The following is a 20,760-nucleotide window of genomic DNA, read 5'->3' on the forward strand; positions in this document are numbered from 1 at the left end:
CAGTGGTGACCACCCCCGTCACTGAAGGGACGCACTGTGTCCACGCGTTCATCCAGCCCCGCCAGATCCTCCGGAGTCTCCCGAACTCGCCCCGCACGGCAGGCGATAGCCGTGCTCGTCGCCTCCGGCACGCTGCTCGCCACGCCCTCGCTCGCCGCGCCCGCCGCGTTCGCGGCCGCGCCACCGACCGATCTGCGGGTGGACGTGAACCGGGACGGGAACGTCGACGTCAAGGGCTCGACCGACACCGTCGGGGAGGACGGCTGGACCGTCGGGCGGGGTGCGCTGATGCTGCCCAACATCGATGACGACACCAAGCGTTGCCCGACCACCGGGCCCAAGGGCAAGCCGCTCTCCGACGCCAAGCTGGCGGCCTGCAACGACGCATCCGACTCCAAGGTGAACGGCACCGCCGACGCCGCCGACCTCGCCCGGGTGCGTTCCGTGCCTATGCGGAGTCTGAAGAGCGGGGCGCAGGGCATCGTCAAGGTCACCGCGGGTGCCGCGCAGACCCGGGTCTTCGTCAAGCGCGGCAAGAAGTGGGAGCCGGTCACGGCCAGGACCCGGCTGTCGCGGGCCGAGTTGCGCGCGGGCGTGGAGTTCGGTGTCGAGGCCCGGGACGTCATCCGGGACACGGCCAAGTGGGACGGGCTGGCCCGGATCCGGCTGAGCGTGAAGTCGAGCGCCGGCACCTCCTCCGACACGGTCGCCCTGCGCGTCGCCCCGCTCCTCACCCACCATCACCTGCAGAACGCCCAGCAGTTGCTGGTCACCAAGATCCCCGGCAAGGACGACTACGCGAAGCTCAACCGCGTCTTCCGCGAGGGCCTGGACAAGGCGGCGCGGAACGCCGGGATCACCCGGCCGACGGTGAACTTCACCAAGTACCAGGACGTCTGGGCGCAGGACTTCGTCGAGCCCGCGTACGTCAGCATGACCGGTGCGAACGGCAAGCGGCAGACCATGCGGGTGATGCTGCGCTCCGCGCAGATGGACCGAGACGCGGGCCGGGAGCTGTTCGAGAAGCTGCGCGGCCCCGACATCGGTGCCGTACAGGTGACCGGTGCCAAGGACTTCGAGGAGTGGACCCTCAACTCCATGGGCAACCTGGAGACCATCCCGCCGTACGCCCAGGGCGAGCGCTCCTTCCCCGCGGGCCGCATCATCATGGGTCACCGTCCCGACATCGGCTCCAAGCCGGCGAAGGTGATGCGTACGTTCCTGAAGTCCCAGGGCCTCCAGGACCCCCTGTTCCTGGACACCTCCTGGCTGCACGTCGGCCACGTCGACGAGTTCGTGCAGTTCCTGCCCGCCGACACCCCGCGCGGCTGGAAGATCGCCATCGCCGACCCCGAGGCCGGTCTGAAGCTGCTGCGCGACGCGAAGAACGCCGGGCACGGCTCGACGAAGATGTTCTCCCTGCCGAAGGACACGCCGAGCTCCATGCCCACGGAGACCATCTCCAAGGCCCTCGCCTCGAAGAACCTCGTCTCCGACAACAACCTCGCCACCCGCCGGATCGAGGCCAACCTCGCGACCCTCAAGCGCGAGACGGGCGTCACGGACGCCGAGGTCGTGCGGGTGCCCTCCCTGTTCACCCAGGGCACGGAGATGGTGGGCGAGACCCAGCAGGGCGGCACCGAGACCCGCCGTCTGCCCCGGCTGACCCGCCTCGGCGCGGGCGCCGAACTGCCGGAGGCGGCACGGGAGTACGGCCAGCAGCGGAACCTCGACCGGGCGACGGCCGGCGACGGTTCGGCGACGAGCGACGGGTTCGCGGCCGGCAGCCCCGCCGCCCCCGCCCCCTCCGTCATGACCAGCGCCTACATCCCCGGCGCCGTCAACGGCATCCTCCTCAGCCGCACCCAGTACCTCGCCCCGCGCCAGTGGGGCCCGGTCATCGCGGGCAAGGACATCTTCACCGAGGCGGTGACGGCCGCGTACACGTCCGTCGGCATGAAGGTGTCGTACATCGACGACTGGTCGACGTACCACCTCGGCATGGGTGAGATCCACTGCGGAACGAACACCCTGAGGAACACGTCGGCCGCCTGGTGGACGCGCTAGCGACCACCGAGCGGTACGACCCTCGCCGCCGCCCCGGGATGCCGGGGCGGCGGCGCTTTCATGCCGGGCCGGGGTTCCGCAGATCCTCCAGCCGCACCAGGGCGTCGCGGGCCTCGACCCGTTCCGCGGCGGTGAGCCGCACCCCCGCGGCGCGGGTGAGTACGGACGTCGCCGTCTCCTCGTCGCCGAGCCGGGCGGCGACATCGGCCCGCAGCACGAGCAGCCGCAGCAGCAGCGCGCCCGCCGGCCTCTCGTCCTCCAGCCCCAGCACCCGGTCGACGACCTTCGCCGCGGCCGCCGGATCGTCCTTCGAGTCCGCCAGCAGGGAGGCGTTGTGCAGGGCCCGCGCGAAGGTCTCCCGGGGTGCGGGCCGGTGGTGCTGATCCTCGCTCGTCGGCTGTCCCACGCGGATGCAGTTGCCGCCCGGATCGGTCATGAGGAACTGGCGTACGCCGTACGACATGTCCTTCAGCGGCCCGATACGCGGCAGCCCCCGGGTCGGGATCCGCCCGTAAGCCTCCTTGAGGCCGGCCCGGAACGCCGCGTACAGCCCGTCGACGTCGTCGGTCAGGACATAGCACGTGCTCACCGACTCGGTCGGCTCGTACTGCTTGAGCCCGAAGAACTGGAGCTCGATGCCGCCGCGTTCCACCACCGCGTACGGGTTGGGGCTGCGTTGCTGGAAGGTGACCTCGAAGCCGAGGGCCACGTAGAAGTCGAGAACGGGTCGGAGCGTCCGGCACGGAAGGATCGGAATCGTCTTCTCACCCATCCCCTCAGCCTAGTCAAACTTGACCAGAGTGCGCGACCGATAAAACCATCCCGCCGGGGCGGCGGAGCTGCCCGCCACCACCGCCGGTGCGATCAGCTCTCCGTCTCCGGAAGCAGCGCCGCTTCGTCCATCGACCGCAGCAGGCTCCGCGCGGGTCCGGCCTCCTCGGGCCGTACGGAGGAGGCGAGGCTCTCGACGATGGGTCGGCCGGTGTACACGGCCGCCCTGGCGGCCCGCTCCCAGCCCGGCTGCCGCCGGTAGTCGGCGCCGAGCCCGCCGCCCCCGGCCCTGGCCGCCGCGGCGGCGGCCGTCTGCCACTGCCGGGCCCGGCAGATGCTCTCCAGCAGCCCCAGCAACTCGGCCTTGCACGGCAGGTGCGGCGCACCGGCCAGTTCGAGGAGGAACGGCACGGCGGGGGCCGTGGCCTCGCCGACGACGAACCCCAACGCGCAGAGGGAGCCGCCGAGTTCGTCGACGGCGAGCCGGGCAGTGGCTTCGTCGCCGTACGCGATCCGGGTCAGCAGGGGCGGGATGCGCTCCGGGGACTCCCCTTGTGCGTCGCGCAGTCCGCCCAGCAAATCCGGGCGACGTCCTTCAACACAATCTCCACACTTGCCCCTCAGGATTCACCCGTCGCACGTCGATCACCACGCTGACTCGCTGACTCACGGTCACTAATATGTATACGCACGATGACACGATGGTGGAGGGGGACGCATGGCGATCGATGGGCAGGACGAGGACTGGCTGGACCTGGCCGACGCCGTGGAGGTGCTGCGCACCCAGTTGTCGGAGGCCCAGCGCCGGGGCCAGGGTTCCCCGCTGCGCTTCGTCCTGGGCGAGATCACCGCGGAGTTCGAGGTCGAGCTGGTGCGGACGCGGAACGGCGGCGGGGCGCTGCGGTTCGGCGTCGTGGAGGCCGACGCCCGTCGGGAGCGCTCGGCCAGGTCCACCCAGCGCGTGACGCTGACGCTGAAGCCGGAGCTGCGCGGCGAGCGCGTGACCGTGGGCGACGTCGAGTAGGCCGAGCGACACGGACGTCGAGCGATACGGGGGTGGGTCGATGCAGCAGGAGCATGTCGTCCAGGTTCGTGCTCGGTCTTTCGGCAGTGGCTATCTGATCGCGCCGCGGCTGGTGTTGACCGCCGCGCATCTGGTGCCGGAGAAGGGGGTGCGCGAGAAGATCACCGTGGCCGTGCCCGGGTCGGGCGTGCGGGTCGCCGCGGAGGTGCGGTCGTGGCGGTGGGACACCGTCGTGGACGCCGCCCTGCTGGAGATCGTGGCCGACGACCGGGACTGGCCGGTACCCGGCACCCTGCGGGGTGCCGAGGGTCGCCGCCCGCAGCGCTGGGGCCGGTTCGTGACGAGCGGGACCAAGATCCTGGTCGCCGCCCAGGGCTTCCCACGACAGCAGAAGACGAAGGACGAACAGAGCCACGCGGAACTGAGCCGCTCGGCCCGCGAGGAACTGGCCCGGGGTCGCGAGATGGTGAACGGTCATGTCCGACCCCACGGCGACGGCCCCTTCGAGATCCTCGACGTCGTGAGCCGGATGAGCTACGACACGGAAGGGCTCGACGGCGCTACCGCCGCGAACACCACCGCGATGTCCGGGATGTCCGGCGCGGCCGTCTTCGCCGAGGGCCAGGACCTGCTGCTCGGTGTGGTGCGCGACGACCTTCAACCGCACCAGGGCACTCGGCTGCTCGCCACGTCCAGCGAGGATCTGCTGGCCTGGCCGGAGTTCCGCGAGGTGATCCGCGAGGCGACCTCCGTCGATCCGCAGCCCGAACCGGTCGAGTACGCCGGCCTGTTGAAGCCGGCGCCGCCCAAACGGGAGGTGTGCTCCCCGTCCATGCTGCTGCGGGCCGACGCCGAGGTGGTGTCGTTCCACGGCCGGGAGGACACGCTCGAGGAGTTGGAGCGGTGGTGCGAGGAGGACGCGGACGGTCTTCCCTCCGTCCGGGTGCTCACCGCGCAGGGCGGGCAGGGCAAGACCCGGCTGGCACGACAGTTGATGGCACGGCTGCGGGACCGCCACTGGGTCGCCGGTGAAGTCCAGGGCGCCCCACGGGACGAGCCACACCCCCTGCACACCCTCCCGCACCCCTTGCACGCCCTCCAGTACCCGTTGCTCCTGGTCGTCGACTACGCCGAGACCCGGCCCAAACTGGTCCGGCAGCTGCTGGCCCACGCCGAGGAAGTCAGGCATCCGGTACGCCTGTTGCTGCTCGCCCGCTCGCTCGGCTCCTGGCAGAGAACCGCGACCGGTGACCTCCGCGCCAACGAGATGAGGCTGCACACCCTCAGCCCCCGCGACGTGGACCGGGAGCACGCGTTCCGGACAGCGGCCCGGGACCTCTCCCGCCGGCTGGCCGAGGCGACCCGCGAGAGGGACGTCGACTGGCGCGGCATCGCGGACAGCCTCCCGGCGTACGGCGCCGGAAACGGTGGCCGGGGCACGGAAACGGCCCTGACCGTGCAGATGGCGGCCCTGACGGCACTGCTGCGCCGTGGGCGGGACCCCGAGAGGGACGAAGGGCCGCTGGAGGCCCAACTCCTGGAACACGAGTGGAAGTACTGGGAGGACACCGCCGATGAGTGGGAAATGGGGCCGCGCGCAAAGCGACTGCTCGATGCGGCGGTGGCAACGGCCGTACTGTGCCCCGCCCAGAACAAGGCGGAGGCGCGCAAGACCCTCGCCCGCCTGCTGCCCGGTGGATCACGGGAGCTGATCACCGAGTTCGCCCTCTGGCTGCGCGCGCTCTATCCGTCCGCCGAGGACCACTACTGGGGCCAGTTGGAGCCGGACCGGGTGGCAGAGTACCTCGCCTCCGAACAGATCATCGACGACGAGGAACTGCTTGAGAGACTCTTCTCCCGGGCCCCGGACCAGCAGCGGGCGCAGACCCTCACCGTGCTGGCCCGGGCCGCCGTGGCCCACGCCAACGAGGGCCGCGCGGAACAGGCGGGCCAGGTCGTCGAGCAGCTGCGCGAGACCCTGCGCTCCGTACCCGCCCACAAGCCCCTGACCGCCGCCATGCTCCGCGACCACTCCGACACCCTGCCCGAACACTCCCATGCGCTGCGCGACTACGCGCTCGACGTGGCCCGCGAACTGAGCCGGCTGTACCGCGACACCGGGGACACCACCCAGGTCGCCTGGGCCCTGCACAACCTCGCCGAGCGGCATTTGGCGGTCGGGCAGTGGGAGGAGGCCCAGGCGGCCGCCGCCGAGGCCGTGGCGATCCACGAACGGTTCGCGGGCCAGGAGGCGACGACGCACCGCGTGGAGCGGGCAGACTCGCTGCTGGCGCTGTCCCGTGCCCTGCGCATGACCGGACGGTTTTCGGAGGCATACGTCGCCGGCGAAGAGGCGCTGGGTCTGTTCCGCACGCTGGTGGCGGAAGGCGGCGAGGAGTCGGAGAAGCACGAGCGTGGCCTGGTACGGGCGCTCATCAGACAGTCAGGGGTGGTCTGGCAACTCGACCCGAGTGAGTTCCCCTTCGACACGATCGCCAGGTCCGACGAACACACGGAGGACGCCGTCCGACTCGCCCGCCGGCTGGTGGCTCGACACCCCGATCTGGACCCTCGACTGCTCTCCACGGCGCTGGCGGCGCGGGGCGCGAATCTCTGGCGCTTCCGACGGCACTCGGAGGCTTTGCCACTGAGCGAGGAGGAGGTCGAGGAGGCTCGCCGGTTGTGTGGGGAGAACCCCGACGCCTACACCGCCGACCTCGCGAGCGCTCTGATGGGCCTGAACCTCGCCCACAGCTCCGCCGAGCAACCGCCCGCCGAGGCGACGGCCCTGATACATGAGGCGATCGAACTGCTGCGCCCACTCGCCGAGGATCTCCCCCGGGTCCACCTCCCCGACCTGGCGCAGATGCTGCACAACCTTGCGTGGGACCAGTTCGACACGGGAGATCAGGCAGCGGCACGACAATCCATCCGGGAAGCGATCGAGCACCGCCGAGCCCTGGCCCGCGACTCCTACGGGCTCGCGGTGCCCAGCCTGGCCCAGTCGGTGAGTTCGCTCGCCACCTTCCGGTCGAAGGCGGGAGACGACGAGGCGGCGGTCGAGGGTTACCAGGAGGCCCTGGAGATCTACGCGCAGGCCGAACTGCCGCTCAGCGCGAGTCAGCTGGAGGCCCGGTCCGGCACCTCGCACAACCTCGCCCGCTCATACGAGGCGCTGGGTCGACTGCGGGAGGCGCGCGCGGCCCAGGATCAGGCCCATGGCATCCTGCGCCGCCTCAGTGAGTACAGCCCGAGGCTCTATAGGGAGGGGTATGCCAGCGCCCTCCATGACTTCTCCTACCTGTACCGCCGGCACGACCGGCCGGTCGCCCACCGCATCCAACTGCGCCAGGCGCTCCAGCTCTACCGCAAGCTGCCGCTCGACAGCACGAAGGAGCGCAAGGACCTGGCCTTCTGCCTGCAGGACCTCGGCTCCAGCTACGCGGCGTCCTGGCCGACGATGGACCGGGCGGTTCCCGTGCTGCGGGAGGCGTACGAGTTGCATAGGGAGCTGTCGGCCGACGACCCAGGACACGAGGTGAACCTGGCCGACACCTGCATGGACCTGACCCGTGCGCTGCTGGAAACGGGCGCCTACCCCGAAGCCGTCCGGATCGCGGAGCACGAGGTACGTCTTCGGCGCCGACTGCTCGCCACTGACCCGACCGGCCAGGAGTGGCGACTGGGTCGTGCTCTCCTGCGGCTGGCCGACGGGCAGACCCTGGCGGGGCGGACGGCCACGGCCTGGCGCACCGCGCTGGAGGCGGAGGAGGCCTGCCTGGCGCTGGTCAGGCACGCTGGTGAGGAACCGGGCCCCACGGCGTGGCTCCTCCACGACCTGGCCGGGACCCTGAGCCGGTGTGGCCGCCACGACTGTCGCCGGGCCGCCCGTGCGGTGCGGCCGGCGCGTCAGGCGGTCCGTCTGTTCCGGCGCCTGGTGGAGAAAGACCCGAGGAATCAAGCGAACCTGAGAACAGCCGTCACCAGACTGGCGAGGGTTCTGGACCGCATCGGCTACCACTCCGAGGCCATGGAAGTACAGCTGAGAAGAGGAGCATGACGGCATGGGATCACCACTCCACGACGACGAGGAGCGGGACGAATCGGCCGAGGACATCCGGCGTGATGAGGAGGACGCAGCCCGCCTGGGGGAGCTGTTCTATCCGCATGTCGCCGCTTTCGTCAACGACCGGCTCGTCCATCTGCTCACCACTACCGCCCTCGGCTCCGGGCGGGTGTGGTGCCCGGAGTGGTACCGGCACGCCGAGGCGCTCTCTCGGCTGGACTCCGTGTGGCGTGCCTGGGAGGCACTGCGCCACGACGCCGGCCTGGGAATGTCGAATTGGTGGACCCACCACCTCGACCCGAACATGCGCGCCCTCACGGACCCCGACACAGGACCGTTCTCGCGCTGCGCCGAAGGCCACCAGTCTTCCGGGCCGCTGCCCGTCATCGACCCACCGGAGGGGATCTTCATGGACCAACGACGTCCGGGCTCCGTGAACCCGTTCCTCCTCGACTGACCCGCCCCGCAGAGCCCCTCAGAACCCCAGCTTCCGCAACTGCCGAGGATCCCGCTGCCAGTCCTTCGCCACCTTCACATGCAGATCAAGGAAGACCGACGTGCCCAGCAGCGCCTCGATCTGCTTGCGGGACTTGATGCCGACCTCCTTCAGGCGCTTGCCCTTGGGGCCGATGATGATGCCCTTCTGGCTGGGGCGCTCGATGTAGACGAAGGCGTGGATGTCGAGGAGGGGCCTGTCGGCGGGGCGGTCCTCGCGGGGGAGCATCTCCTCGACGACGACGGCGATGGAGTGCGGGAGTTCGTCGCGTACGCCCTCCAGCGCGGCCTCGCGGATCAGCTCGGCGATCATGACCTGCTCGGGCTCGTCGGTGAGGTCGCCCTCGGGGTAGAGGGCCGGGCCCTCCGGGAGGAGGGGGACGAGCAGGTCGGCCAGCAGGTCCACCTGCTTGTCGCCGACCGCTGAGACGGGCACGATCTCGGCCCACTCGAAGCCGAGCTCCTTGCCGAGCTGGTCGATGGCGATGAGCTGCTCGGCGAGCCGCTTGCTGTCGACGAGGTCGGTCTTCGTGACGATCGCGATCTTCGGCGTCTTCTTGATGGACGCCAGTTCCTTCGCGATGAAACGGTCACCGGGGCCGAGCTTCTCGTTCGCCGGCAGACAGAAGCCGATCACGTCGACCTCGGCCCAGGTGGTGCGTACGACGTCGTTCAGGCGTTCGCCCAGCAGCGTGCGCGGTTTGTGCAGGCCAGGGGTGTCCACCAGGATCAGCTGGGCGTCGGGGCGGTGCACGATGCCCCGGACCGTGTGCCGCGTCGTCTGCGGCTGGTTCGCGGTGATCGCCACCTTCTGGCCGACCAGAGCATTCGTGAGGGTGGACTTGCCCGCGTTGGGGCGGCCCACGAAGCAGGCGAAGCCGGCGCGGTGGACGGCCTCGGCCGGCTGCTCGGATGACTGGGTACGAACGCTCATGGCGCCCATTGTCCCTGATCGCCGAAGCCCCGCCGCACTCACCACGGAACGTGAGCTTTCCGAAACCCCCGCGCAACGAAACACCCCGGAAACAAGCCTGTACACATCCGGAAATGCACGCCGGTGACCCTCTGACGAGCCCCCGCACCGTTGGAGATCATCGTGACCCTCGCCGCGCCCCTCGCCGCGCAAGGCATCGACACCGGCGACACCGCCTGGCTGCTCGCCGCCACCGCCCTCGTCCTGCTGATGACCCCGGGCCTGGCCCTGTTCTACGGCGGCATGGTCAGGACGAAGAGCGTCCTCAACATGCTGATGATGAGCTTCGTGTCGATCGCCCTGGTCACGGTGGTGTGGCTGGCCGCCGGCTACTCCCTCGCCTTCGGCGACGACGCCTTCGGCGGCCTCATCGGCGGCCTCGACCACCTCGGCATGAGCGGCCTCGGCCCCGACAGCGTCCAGGGCACCGTCCCCACCCTCCTCTTCGCCACCTTCCAGCTGACCTTCGCGATCATCACCGCCGCCCTCATCAGCGGCGCGATCGCGGACCGGGCGAAGTTCGGGGCGTGGCTGGTCTTCGTGCCGGTGTGGGCGCTGCTCGTATACGTTCCGGTCACTCACTGGGTGTGGGGGCCGGGCGGCTGGATCCTGAACAAGCTCGGCGCCCTCGACTTCGCGGGCGGCCTGCCCGTCGAGATCACCTCCGGCGCCTCCGGACTGGCGTTGTGCCTGGTCCTCGGCCCGCGCCTCGGGTTCAAGAAGGACGCCATGCGCCCTCATAACCTCCCGATGGTCATGCTCGGCGCCGGTCTCCTCTGGTTCGGCTGGTTCGGCTTCAACGCCGGCTCCGCGCTCGGTGCAGGCGGCCTGGCCGCCGCCGCGTTCCTCAACACCCTCACCGCCGGCTGCACCGGCCTCCTCGGCTGGCTCTTCGTCGAGCAGAAGCGCGACGGCCACCCGACGACGCTGGGCGCCGCCTCCGGCGCGGTCGCGGGCCTGGTCGCCATCACCCCGTCCTGCGGCTCGGTCTCCCTGCTGGGCGCCCTGGTCATCGGCCTCGCGGCCGGTGTCGTCTGCTCGTACGCCGTGGGCTGGAAGTTCAAGCTGAACTACGACGACTCGCTCGACGTCGTCGGCGTCCACCTCGTCGGCGGCGTCGTCGGTACGGTCCTGATCGGCGTCTTCGCCGTCGAGTCGATGACCGGCGGTGCCGAGGGCCTGTTGTACGGCGGCGGGCTCGCCCAGCTCGGCAAGCAGCTGGTGGCCGTGGTCGCCGTCGGGGCGTACGCCTTCCTCGTGACGTACGGCATCGCCAAGCTCATCGACAGGGCGATGGGCTTCCGCGCCGACGAGGAGCACGAGCACACGGGTCTCGACCTTACGGTCCACGCCGAGACCGCATACGATCACGGCGTCCTGGGGCACGGAGCCCCGGTCACCTCGTCCGCTCTCACCCCCCAGAAGGCCAAGGCATGAAGCTCATCACCGCGATCGTCAAGCCGTACCGCCTCGACGAGGTCAAGACCGCCCTCCAGGAGCTGGGCGTCCACGGTCTGACCGTCACCGAGGCCAGCGGATACGGCCGGCAGCGCGGCCACACCGAGGTGTACCGCGGCGCCGAGTACCAGGTCGACCTCGTCCCCAAGGTCCGTATCGAGGTCGTCGTCGACGACGCGGAGTCCGACGACGTCATCGACGCGATCGTGAAGGCGGCCCACACCGGGAAGATCGGCGACGGCAAGGTGTGGGCGCTGCCGGTGGAGACGGTGGTGCGGGTCCGGACCGGTGAGCGGGGGCCGGACGCGCTCTGAGCCAGTGGGCAGGGGTCAGGGGTGGTGCCGCCGATCCGAGCGGCACCACCCCTCACTCGTCATCAGTCGAACACGAACGGGCCCGGCGACTGTGCCGCGTCGGCGGTGCACGTCACGGTGAAGCCGAGGATCACCATCTGCAGCGAGCCGCCGAAGGCCTCCAGGCTGTCGCCGGAGGCGACGGTGCCGGTGAGGGGGCCGACGGTGACGCCGTCACCGAGCGCCATCGCCGGGTTCTCCGTGCCGCTGAAGACGGTCGTGCCACCGCTCGCCTTGACCATGGTGAGCGTGGACGCGATGGAGTCCTCGGAGAGGGCGATCGGGGCGGTGATCGCCTCCGAGGAGACGGTGATGGTGGCGGTGGTGCCGGTCTGCGTGGCCGTGAGCGTGGCCTCGCCGGAACCGCCGATCGTGCAGGTGGCGTTGATGGTCGCGGTCGCCGGGGCGACGGCCAGGGCGGCCGGCGCGAAGGCGAGGCCGGTGACGGCCAGCGTCCCGGCCGCGAGCGCCGCGCCGACTCCGAGTCGTATACGTCTCATCGAGCGATTCCCTTTCCGTGCAGGGGAGTTGAGGGAGTACGTCGTGATGCGTGTGGGGGCGGAACAATGCGCGGCCGCGCGGCGGAATCTGTCGACCCGCCAGATGAACGGGTCCATTGAGGCCCGAGCGGCGCGAGATTTCAAGGGATGCTCTACGGGTTGCGCCAAGGGTCGGCGAAAGTGGCCGAAGGCGTTCGCCCGGGTGCCGCCCAACTCTTCCGCATGGCCTGGACGTTGAGGTGATCTGTCCCTCGCCGCGCGAGTTGTCGGTCGCCGGGCCAGGGTGTCCACTCGCCCGCGCATGATTTTCGCCCAGCTCGGAGGGCTGTTACCGGCCGTAACACTACGCCGCGGGCGACCGCACGACGCCGCCCGCCGCGTCCTCCGCGCGGTCCTCAGCCCGCCGTCACCGTCGCCCGTACCGCCCCGTCCGGCCCCGCCACCAGCACCGGCGTCCCGGGCCCGCCGAGGTCCCGTACGGCCGCCCGGTCCTCGTCGGAGACGGTCTCCGCGTCGGTCACCACGGCTGCCGCTTCCAGGGACTTGGCGCCGGAGGCCACCGCCATGGCGACCGCGGTGCGCAGCGCGCTGAGCCGCAGGGAGTCCAGGGCCACGGTCCCGGCGACGTACGTACGGCCCGTCTCGTCGCGTACGGCCGCGCCCTCGGGCACACCGTTGCGGGCCCGCGCGGAACGGGCCAGGGTGACGATCTTGCGGTCCTCGGGGTCGATCACGCTGCTGTCGGTCATGAGCCGAGCATACGTAGCCGTACGCGCCGCCCGGACCCTCACCCCGCCACCGGGTACAGCGCCCCGCGCCGCCCCTCCGGCGAGGCCAGCCATTCCAGCTTCGCCGCGGTGTTCGCCTCGTCCAGCGGGGTGTGCAGGACGATGGTGAGGTCGGGCCGGACCGGCATCTTCAGCACGCTGGACTCCAGGCAGAGCAGCCCGACGACCGGGTGGTCGAGCTCCTTGCGGATCTGCCCGGCGTCCTCGATGTCCCGCTCCTCCCACAGGGCCGCGAACTCGGGGCTCACCGCCTTGACCCGCGCCAGCACGTCCTGGAAGCCCTCGTCGTCAGGCATGACCGAGCAGGCCGCCCGGAACTGGGCGACGACGGTGCGCGCGTTCTGCTCCCAACTCCGGGTGCGGGAGCGGTAGATGGGGTCGGTGAAGAAGTCGATCAGGCAGTTGTGCGTAGTGTCGGGGCGCATGCCGAAGGCCAGGGCGGCCGCGTCGTTGTGCAGGACGAAGTTGTAGTACATGTCCATGATGTGCGCCGGGTACGGCATCCAGGCATCGAGCATGCGCCGCAGCCCGTCGCACATGTCCTGCCGCTCGGGCTCGACCTCCGGGACGGGCGGGTTGAGCCCGGCGAGGACGTACAGGTGCCGCCGCTCGGTACCGCTGAGCCGCAGTACCCGGGCCACGGAGTCGAGGACCTGCGGGGAGACGGAGATGTCCCGGCCCTGCTCCAGCCACTGGTACCAGGAGGCGCCCACCCCGGCGAGGACGGCGACCTCCTCGCGGCGCAGTCCGGACGTACGGCGCCGGGCCCCGCCATCCGGGAGCCCGGCCTCCGCCGGGGAGACCCGGGCGCGGCGGCTCATCAGGAACTCGCGCAGTTCACGCAGACGATGCGCCTTGCCGGCGCCGGTCTCGGCAACGACGGTCACGTACCCCACTCCCCCGTACGGCTGTCTGGTGGTGCCACCACCAGGACAACTGCCCGCTCCCCACGGCTATTCCGGCCACCGCACCCTCGTGACCATGGCAATCGACACGTCCACCGACCCCGTACGACACGAACGCACCACCCTGTCCGCCCGCGACCGGTTGGTCCTCTTCGTCCTGTGCGCCGCCCAGTTCATGGTGGCCCTGGACTTCTCCGTCCTGAACGTGGCGCTGCCGGTGCTCGGCCGGGACCTCGGCATGAGCCAGTCGGCGTTGCAGTGGGCGGTGACCGCGTTCGCGCTGCCCTCCGGCGGTTTCCTGCTGCTCTTCGGCCGCGTCGGCGACCTGTACGGCCGCCGCAGGCTGTTCCTGGCCGGGCTGGCCCTCTTCGGCGCGGCCTCGGTGCTGGCGACGTTCGCCTGGGACCCGGCGTCGTTCCTGGCGGGCCGCGCGCTGCAGGGGCTGGGCGCGGCGGCGATCGTCCCGACCGGCATGTCCCTGCTGACCACCACGTTCCCGGAGGGTCCCGCCCGCGACCGCGCCCTCGGCATCTCGGGCACCCTGCTCTCCCTCGGCTTCACCTTCGGCATGGTGGCCGGCGGTGTGATGACCGACGTACTCGGCTGGCGCTCCACCATGGGCCTGCTCGCCCTCTTCGCCCTGGTCGTACTGCCCCTGGCCCCCGGTCTGCTCCCCGAGTCCCGCACCCCCGAACGCCCGCGCCTGGACATCCCCGGCGCGATCACCGTCACCGCCGGTCTGCTCTCCCTGATCTACGCCCTGTCGACGGCGGCGGACCGCGGCTTCGGCCACCCCGACGTCCTCGCGACCCTCGTCGCCGGCCTGCTGCTCCTCACGGCCTTCGTGGCCGTGGAGTCCCGCACCGACACGCCCCTGGTCTCCCTGCCGATGCTGCGCCGCCGCACGGTGGCGTGGGGCAACCTGGGCGGACTGGTCACCTTCTCGATGATGTCGACGGTGGTCTTCGTCCTCACCCTCTACTTCCAGGAGACCCTGGGCCTGTCCGCCTTCGAGACGGGTCTCGTCTTCGGATTCCAGGGCGTCCTGTCCGTCGTCGCCGGTACCTACGCCGCGAAGGTCATCGGCCGCCTCGGCGCCCGCACCACCCTCGTCGTCTCGCTCTTCGGCCAGGGCGTCCTCACCGCCGCCCTCCTCGCCCTCGGCACGGCCGGCTGGTCGGTGTGGCTCGCCGCGGCCGCCGTCTCCCTGGCCAGCATGTGCCACCTGGGCGCGATCATCTCGTACGGCGTCACCGTCACCTCCGGCGTCCCCGACGAGGAACAGGGCCTCGCCACCGGCTTGGTGACCTCCACCCAGCAGGTCGGCATCACCATCGGCATCCCGCTCCTCGGCGTCCTGGCGACGACCTCCGACGACCTGCTGACCGGCGTCCACCTGGTCCTGGCACTGGACACGGCGATCGTCCTCGCGGCGGCGGTACTGGTCGCGATCGGACTGCGCACCGCCGCGCGAGGCTCACGGGAAGGCAGTGGCTCAGGGACGGTCGAGACGCAGCCGCTCGGCTCGCGGTAGACCGGCCACGACCAGGTCGTACGAGTCCTCGATGAGCTCCCGGACCAGTCGGTCCGGGAGCTCCCCCTCGACGGTCACCGTGTTCCAGTGGCGCTTGTTCATGTGATAGCCGGGGGCGATCAGGCCCTCGTACTCCCCGCGTAGCCGGATGGCGTCCTCGGGGTCGCACTTGAGGTTGACCTTCAGGGGCCGCTCTTCGATCCAGCTCAGGGCGAACATCTTGCCGAGGACCTTGAAGACGGAGATCTCCGGGCGGAACGGGAAGTCCTCGACGGCCTCGTTGAAGGACAGGCAGAAGGCGCGCAGTTCGTCCGGGGTCACTCCGGCTTCGTCTCCTCGTCCGGGGGCTCGGTGGGACCGATCGGCTCCACCAGGACCGTGACGATCTTGTTCCGGCGGCCGGCCGCGGCCTCCGCCGTGAGCCGCAGCTCGCGCCCGTCGGGCAGTTCGACGACCGAGGAGGCCCCGGCGATGGGCACGCGCCCCAGAGCCTTGGCGAGGAGGCCACCCACGGTCTCCACGTCCTCGTCGTCGTAGGCCCCCAGACCGTACAGCTCGCCGAGGTCGGTGATGTCGAGGCGGGCGGTGACCCGGTGACGGTCCTCGCCCAGCTCCTGCACCGGCGGCAGTTCACGGTCGTACTCGTCGGTGATCTCGCCGACGATCTCCTCCAGGATGTCCTCGATCGTGACGATGCCGGCGGTGCCCCCGTACTCGTCGATGACGACGGCGACGTGATTACGCTCCTGCTGCATCTCACGGAGCAGGGCACCGGCGTTCTTGGTGTCGGGGACGAAGACGGCGGGACGCATGGCCGTGGACACCAGTTCGTTCTCGGCGTCCCGGCTGATGTGCGTCTTGCGGGCCAGGTCCTTCAGATACACGATCCCGACGACGTCGTCCTCGTTCTCCCCCGTGACGGGGATACGCGAGAAACCCGACCGCAGGGCCAGGGTCAGGGCCTGCCGGATGGTCTTGTAACGCTCGATGGCGACCAGGTCCGTGCGCGGCACCATCACCTCCCGCACGAGGGTGTCGCCGAGCTCGAACACCGAGTGCACCATACGGCGCTCCTCGGCCTCGATCAGCGACTCCTTCTCGGCGAGATCGACCAGCGCGCGCAGCTCCGCCTCGGAGGCGAACGGGCCGCGACGGAAGCCCTTGCCGGGCGTCAGGGCGTTGCCGATGAGGATGAGGAGCGGCGGGATCGGGCCCATGATCCGGGCGAGGGGCAGCAGGACGTACGCCGCCGCCGTGGCCGTGTTCAGGGGATGCTGGCGGCCGATGGTGCGGGGCGAGACCCCGACGGCCACGTACGAGACGAGGACCATCACCCCGATGGCGACGACCAGCGCCTCCCAGGTCTCCTCGAACTCCTGCAGACACGCGTATACGACGAGCGCGGCGGCGGCCATCTCACACGCCACGCGCACCAGGAGCGCGACGTTCAGATAGCGGGTCGGGTCGGCCGCGACCTGGGCGAGCTTGGCGCTGCCGCGCCGCCCGGACCGTACGGCCTCCTCGGCGCGGAAGCTGGAGACCCGCGCGAGGCCCGCCTCCGCGCAGGCGGCGAGCCAGGCGACGACGACCAGGGCGACAGCCCCGCTGACAAGAGTCGCGCTCATGACACGGTCGGGGCCGGGGACGGGCCGGTCAGGCCCTTCTCCGCACGCCAGCCGTCCACGATGGCCGCCTGGAGACCGAACATCTCGGCCTTCTCGTCCGCTTCGTCGTGGTCGTAACCGAGCAGATGCAGCACCCCATGGACGGTGAGGAGCTGGAGCTCCTCGTCCATGGAGTGCTGCGTGTGCGCTTCCTTGCCCTGCTTCTCGGCCACCTCGGGACACAGCACGATGTCCCCGAGGAGCCCCTGCGGCGGCTCGGCGTCGTCCTTGGACGGCGGCCGCAGCTCGTCCATCGGGAACGACATCACATCCGTCGGCCCCGGCAGGTCCATCCACTGCATATGCAGCTGCTCCATGGCGTCGGCGTCCACGACGATCACCGAGAGCTCGGAGAGCGGGTGGATACGCATCCGCGTCAGCGCGTAGCGGGCGATGTCGAGGATCGCCTGCTCGTCGACCTCGGTTCCGGACTCGTTGTTGACGTCGATCGACATGGTGCTGTGCTTACTACTTCCCCTTGTGCCCGGCCTTGCCCCGGCCGCCCTTGTGCGTGCCGTTCTCCGTGCCGTGCGTGGTGTCGTACTTCTCGTACGCGTCGACGATACGGCCGACGAGCTTGTGCCGTACGACATCCTGCGACGACAGCCGCGAGAAGTGCACGTCGTCGAGCCCCTCCAGGATCTCCTGCACCTGCCGCAGTCCCGACTTCGTCCCGTTCGGCAGGTCCACCTGCGTCACATCACCCGTGATCACGATCTTCGAGTCGAACCCGAGCCGGGTGAGAAACATCTTCATCTGCTCGGGCGAGGTGTTCTGGGCCTCGTCGAGGATGATGAAGGCGTCATTGAGCGTACGGCCACGCATATATGCGAGGGGTGCGACCTCGATCGTTCCGGCCGCCATCAGGCGGGGGATCGAGTCGGGGTCGAGCATGTCGTGCAGCGCGTCGTACAGGGGGCGCAGGTAGGGGTCGATCTTCTCGTAGAGCGTGCCGGGGAGGAAGCCCAGGCGTTCGCCCGCCTCCACCGCCGGGCGGGTGAGGATGATGCGGTTGACCTGCTTGGACTGGAGGGCCTGGACGGCCTTGGCCATGGCCAGGTAGGTCTTGCCGGTGCCGGCGGGGCCGATGCCGAAGACGACGGTGTGCTTGTCGATGGCGTCGACGTAGCGCTTCTGGTTGAGCGTCTTGGGGCGGATCGTGCGACCGCGCGAGGAGAGGATGTTCTGGGTGAGGACCTCTGCCGGGGTCTCCTCGGGGCCCTCGCCGTTCTCGCTCGCCCTCAGCATGGCGATCGAGCGTTCCACTGCGTCCTCCGTCATCGGCTGTCCGGTGCGGAGCACCAGCATCATCTCGTCGAACAGGCGCTGGACGAGAGCGACTTCGGGGGCGTCGCCGACCGCGCTGATCTCATTGCCCCGGACATGGATGTCGACCGCCGGGAAGGCCTTCTCGATCACGCGCAGGAGGGAGTCGCCGGAGCCCAGCACGGTGACCATGGGGTGGGCCGCCGGGACGGTGAACTGTGCTCTCGCCTGACCCTGCGCGGGGGTGTGAGCTGTGGGTGTCTGAGTCATGGGCCGGCTCGTAGGCCGCACGTCCTCCTTTTGCGACTCGCATGCCCCTGAAGGGGGCCGCGCTTGCGATTCAAGGGTACGACGTGGGGGTGACAGTGCCGTAGGGCTTTTCGCGGTCTCGGGAGAGCTCGGGGCTTGCTGTGGTCTCCGGACTGCGGGTTGTTCGTGGCTGGTCGCGCCCACGCGGCGGAGCCGCATATCGATACAGCCCCGCGCCCCTTTGGGGCGCGGCTGCCCTGCCCCCCAGGTCACAAGGCCTCCACCCTTCAGCGCCAGATCGGTGACCCCGCTCCTCCCGGGCTCGTTGCCTCGATCTTCGCTCTCGCCTCTCTCATCACCCGCACGATCCGTCGCTCGTGTTCCGGGGTCAGGCGGGCGACCGGGACCGAGCAGCTGATGGCGTCGTGGGGCGGGGTGTCGTAGTGGAGGGCGAAGCCGAAGCCGATGATGCCGGGGACGCCCTCTTCGCGGTCGACGGAGTAGCCGCGGGCGCGGATGGTGGCCAGGTCGGCGGCGAGTGAGGCGCGGGTGGTGTGGGTGTGGGGGGTGAGGGCCTCGTAGGGGCCGTAGGGGAGGTCGGTGTCGGGGCGTTCGGCCAGGAGGGCCTTGCCGAGGGCGCCGGCGTGGGCGGGGAGGCGGCGGCCGACGCGGCTGATCGTGCGCAGGTACTCGTGGGACTCGCGGGTGGCGAGGTAGGCCACGTTCATGCCGTCGAGGCGGGCGAGGTGGATGGTCTCGCCGAGGGCCTCCGACGCCTCGTCGAGGTAGGGGCGTACGGCGCGGACGCGCGGGTCGGTGTCCAGGTAGCTGGTGCCGGTGAGCAGGGCGCGGATGCCGATGCCGTAGAGGGAGCCGGTGGTGTCCGTGCGGACCCAGCCTCGGGCGATCAGGGTCTGGAGGAGGGCGTACATGGAACTGCGGGGGACCTTGAGTTCGTCCGCGAGTTCCTGGAGGCGGGCGGGGCGGTCGCCGCGCGCGGCCAGGAGTTCCAGCAGGTCGACGGTGCGCGCGGCGGACTTCACCTCGCGGACGCCGCCCGCGCCGCCCTCTGTCTCCGACGTCCCCGACATGTGCCGATCGTAAGAGAGGCGTGTACGGCCATTGACGCTGAGGGTTCGTCTATCTAACCTCCATCTTCATACGTAGATGATGTCTACATAGGGAGATGGCCCTCGTGACCCGCGATCTGACCATCACCGAGGTCCGGCTGACGCCGATCCTGGTCGCCGATCCGCCGCTGCTGAACACGCAGGGCGTGCACCAGCCGTACACGCCCCGACTGATCGTGGAGGTCGTGACCGCCGACGGGGTCACGGGCCTCGGCGAGACGTACGGGGACACCAAGTACCTGGAGCTGGCCCGGCCGTTCGCGGAGAAGCTGGTGGGCCGCCAGGTCAGTGATCTGAACGGGTTGTTCGTCGTCGCCGACGAGGTGGCGGTCGACGGGTCACGGGTGTCCGGTCAGGTCGACGTGGGCGGCCTGCGCGGTGTCCAGACCGCCGACAAGCTGCGGCTCTCGGTCGTGTCGGGGTTCGAGGTCGCCTGTCTGGACGCGCTGGGCAAGGCACTGGGGCTGCCCGTGCACGCGCTGCTCGGCGGCAAGGTGCGGGACGCGGTGGAGTACAGCGCGTACCTCTTCTACAAGTGGGCCGACCATCCCGAGGGCGTCGCCTGCGAGAAGGACGACTGGGGTGCGGCCGTGGACCCGGCGGGGGTCGTCGAGCAGGCCCGGAGGTTCAAGGAGCGGTACGGGTTCACGTCGTTCAAGCTCAAGGGTGGGGTGTTCCCTCCGGAGGAGGAGATCGCCGCGATCCGTGCGCTCGCCGAGGCGTTCCCCGGGCATCCGCTGCGGCTCGATCCCAACGGGGCCTGGTCCGTGGCGACTTCGCTGAAGGTCGCGGACAAGCTGGGTGACGTGCTGGAGTACCTGGAGGATCCGGCGCTCGGTACGGCCGCGATGGCCGAGGTCGCCGCGGGATTGAAGGGGGCGGCGCGAAGCGCCTCGGACAAGGGCGGTGGTGGGCGACGGGCGGGCGTGCCGCTGGCCACCAACATGTGCGTGACGACGTTCGCCGAGATCGAGGAGGCGTTCACGAAGGGGGCCGTGCAGGTCGTTCTCTCCGACCATCACTACTGGGGCGGGCTGCGGAACACCCGTGAACTGACCGCCATCTGCCGTGCGTTCGGGGTCGGGGTGTCCATGCACTCCAACACCCACCTCGGGATCTCCCTGGCCGCGATGACCCATGTCGCGTCCACCGTGCCTGGCCTTCACCACGCGTGCGACTCGCATTATCCGTGGCAGTCGGAGGACGTGCTGACCGAGCGGCTCGTCTTCGAGAACGGGGTGGTGCGGGTGTCGGACGCGCCGGGGCTCGGGGTCGAACTCGACCGCGGCCGGTTGGAGTTCCTGCATCAGCGGTGGCTCGACGACGACGGGGCGCTGCGGGACCGGGACGACGCGGCGGCGATGCGGGCCGCCGACCCGACGTGGGTGACCCCGACCGTGCCCCGCTGGTAACGCCGGGTTCCTTTCGCCCCCGCCTTCCGGCTCGGTTCGGTCGGCGTGTTGGCGGGTGCGGGTGGGTGGGGGCTGGTCGCGCAGTTCCCCGCGCCCCTGAAAGAC

Annotated in this window: 19 protein-coding genes; 8 read left to right on the plus strand and 11 right to left on the minus strand. The window is 70.3% G+C overall.

The features are described 5' to 3' along the window. The first annotated feature begins 111 nt into the window (after positions 1-111). Positions 112-2,067, plus strand: coding sequence for a protein-arginine deiminase domain-containing protein (locus tag F3T56_RS27015; protein ID WP_149827960.1), 1,956 nt, complete (start codon positions 112-114; stop codon positions 2,065-2,067). 58 nt (positions 2,068-2,125) lie between these two features. On the opposite strand, the gene F3T56_RS27020 is transcribed toward F3T56_RS27015, so the two are convergent. Together F3T56_RS27020 and F3T56_RS27025 are read right to left on the minus strand one after the other, a co-directional pair. Continuing rightward, entirely contained in the window at positions 2,126-2,839 is a 714-nt protein-coding gene (locus F3T56_RS27020; RefSeq protein WP_149827961.1) for a bleomycin resistance protein, read from the minus strand. Positions 2,840-2,931: 92 nt separating this feature from the next. After that, entirely contained in the window at positions 2,932-3,417 is a 486-nt protein-coding gene (locus tag F3T56_RS27025; RefSeq protein ID WP_149827962.1) for a hypothetical protein, read from the minus strand. 139 nt (positions 3,418-3,556) lie between these two features. Between F3T56_RS27025 and F3T56_RS27030 the strand changes: the two genes are divergently transcribed. From F3T56_RS27030 to F3T56_RS27040, 3 genes are read left to right on the plus strand one after another with little or no spacing between them, the layout of a single operon-like run. Continuing rightward, complete coding sequence (locus tag F3T56_RS27030) at positions 3,557-3,862, plus strand: trypco2 family protein (RefSeq protein ID WP_149827963.1); 306 nt, start codon at positions 3,557-3,559, stop codon at positions 3,860-3,862. Between the two features lie 40 nt (positions 3,863-3,902). Continuing rightward, positions 3,903-7,922 (plus strand): tetratricopeptide repeat protein, encoded by a 4,020-nt coding sequence (locus tag F3T56_RS27035; RefSeq protein WP_149827964.1) that lies wholly within the window; start codon positions 3,903-3,905, stop codon positions 7,920-7,922. Between the two features lie 4 nt (positions 7,923-7,926). Continuing rightward, positions 7,927-8,385: a DUF4913 domain-containing protein gene (locus tag F3T56_RS27040; RefSeq protein ID WP_149827965.1), complete on the plus strand. Its 459-nt coding sequence runs from the start codon at positions 7,927-7,929 to the stop codon at positions 8,383-8,385. A gap of 18 nt (positions 8,386-8,403) precedes the next feature. Here the strand turns inward: F3T56_RS27040 and era are convergent, their stop codons facing one another. Further along, entirely contained in the window at positions 8,404-9,366 is a 963-nt protein-coding gene (era, locus tag F3T56_RS27045; protein ID WP_149827966.1) for a GTPase Era, read from the minus strand. A gap of 141 nt (positions 9,367-9,507) precedes the next feature. On the opposite strand from era, the gene F3T56_RS27050 reads away from it, so the two are divergent. Together F3T56_RS27050 and F3T56_RS27055 are read left to right on the plus strand one after the other, a co-directional pair. Then, positions 9,508-10,833, plus strand: coding sequence for an ammonium transporter (locus F3T56_RS27050; protein WP_281291910.1), 1,326 nt, complete (start codon positions 9,508-9,510; stop codon positions 10,831-10,833). Next, positions 10,830-11,168, plus strand: a complete 339-nt coding sequence (locus tag F3T56_RS27055) for a P-II family nitrogen regulator (RefSeq protein ID WP_149827967.1) — start codon at positions 10,830-10,832, stop codon at positions 11,166-11,168. Before F3T56_RS27050 ends, F3T56_RS27055 begins: the two co-directional genes overlap by 4 nt. Before the next feature lie 62 nt (positions 11,169-11,230). On the opposite strand, the gene F3T56_RS27060 is transcribed toward F3T56_RS27055, so the two are convergent. From F3T56_RS27060 to F3T56_RS27070, 3 genes are all read right to left on the minus strand, one after another. Further along, positions 11,231-11,707: a hypothetical protein gene (locus F3T56_RS27060; RefSeq protein WP_149827968.1), complete on the minus strand. Its 477-nt coding sequence runs from the start codon at positions 11,705-11,707 to the stop codon at positions 11,231-11,233. Between the two features lie 395 nt (positions 11,708-12,102). Next, complete coding sequence (locus F3T56_RS27065; protein WP_149827969.1) at positions 12,103-12,456, minus strand: cytidine/deoxycytidylate deaminase family protein; 354 nt, start codon at positions 12,454-12,456, stop codon at positions 12,103-12,105. 38 nt (positions 12,457-12,494) lie between these two features. Next, a complete protein-coding gene (locus tag F3T56_RS27070; protein ID WP_149827984.1) occupies positions 12,495-13,316 on the minus strand; it encodes a helix-turn-helix transcriptional regulator in 822 nt (273 codons plus the stop codon). Positions 13,317-13,476: 160 nt separating this feature from the next. On the opposite strand from F3T56_RS27070, the gene F3T56_RS27075 reads away from it, so the two are divergent. Continuing rightward, complete coding sequence (locus tag F3T56_RS27075; RefSeq protein WP_149827970.1) at positions 13,477-14,934, plus strand: MFS transporter; 1,458 nt, start codon at positions 13,477-13,479, stop codon at positions 14,932-14,934. Here the strand turns inward: F3T56_RS27075 and F3T56_RS27080 are convergent. The 5 genes from F3T56_RS27080 to F3T56_RS27100 form a co-directional block, all read right to left on the minus strand. Next, positions 14,896-15,255 carry an MmcQ/YjbR family DNA-binding protein gene (locus F3T56_RS27080; RefSeq protein ID WP_149827971.1) on the minus strand — a complete coding sequence of 120 codons (360 nt, stop codon included), beginning with the start codon at positions 15,253-15,255 and terminating at the stop codon, positions 14,896-14,898. The genes F3T56_RS27075 and F3T56_RS27080 overlap by 39 nt on opposite strands. Next, the gene (locus F3T56_RS27085; protein WP_149827972.1) at positions 15,252-16,559 is read right to left on the minus strand and encodes a hemolysin family protein; all 1,308 of its coding nucleotides are present in this window, start codon (positions 16,557-16,559) and stop codon (positions 15,252-15,254) included. Before F3T56_RS27085 ends, F3T56_RS27080 begins: the two co-directional genes overlap by 4 nt. Further along, on the minus strand, positions 16,556-17,053 hold the full coding sequence (gene ybeY, locus F3T56_RS27090; RefSeq protein ID WP_149827973.1) for an rRNA maturation RNase YbeY: 498 nt from the start codon (positions 17,051-17,053) through the stop codon (positions 16,556-16,558). Before ybeY ends, F3T56_RS27085 begins: the two co-directional genes overlap by 4 nt. A 13-nt stretch (positions 17,054-17,066) precedes the next feature. Then, positions 17,067-18,134 (minus strand): PhoH family protein, encoded by a 1,068-nt coding sequence (locus tag F3T56_RS27095; RefSeq protein WP_149827974.1) that lies wholly within the window; start codon positions 18,132-18,134, stop codon positions 17,067-17,069. Between the two features lie 266 nt (positions 18,135-18,400). Then, entirely contained in the window at positions 18,401-19,204 is an 804-nt protein-coding gene (locus F3T56_RS27100) for an IclR family transcriptional regulator (RefSeq protein ID WP_149827975.1), read from the minus strand. A gap of 104 nt (positions 19,205-19,308) precedes the next feature. On the opposite strand from F3T56_RS27100, the gene F3T56_RS27105 reads away from it, so the two are divergent. Further along, positions 19,309-20,655, plus strand: a complete 1,347-nt coding sequence (locus F3T56_RS27105) for a glucarate dehydratase family protein (protein ID WP_149827976.1) — start codon at positions 19,309-19,311, stop codon at positions 20,653-20,655. The last annotated feature ends 105 nt before the right edge of the window (positions 20,656-20,760 follow it).

Source organism: Streptomyces tailanensis (assembly GCF_008386495.1).
Taxonomy (GTDB): domain Bacteria; phylum Actinomycetota; class Actinomycetes; order Streptomycetales; family Streptomycetaceae; genus Streptomyces; species Streptomyces tailanensis.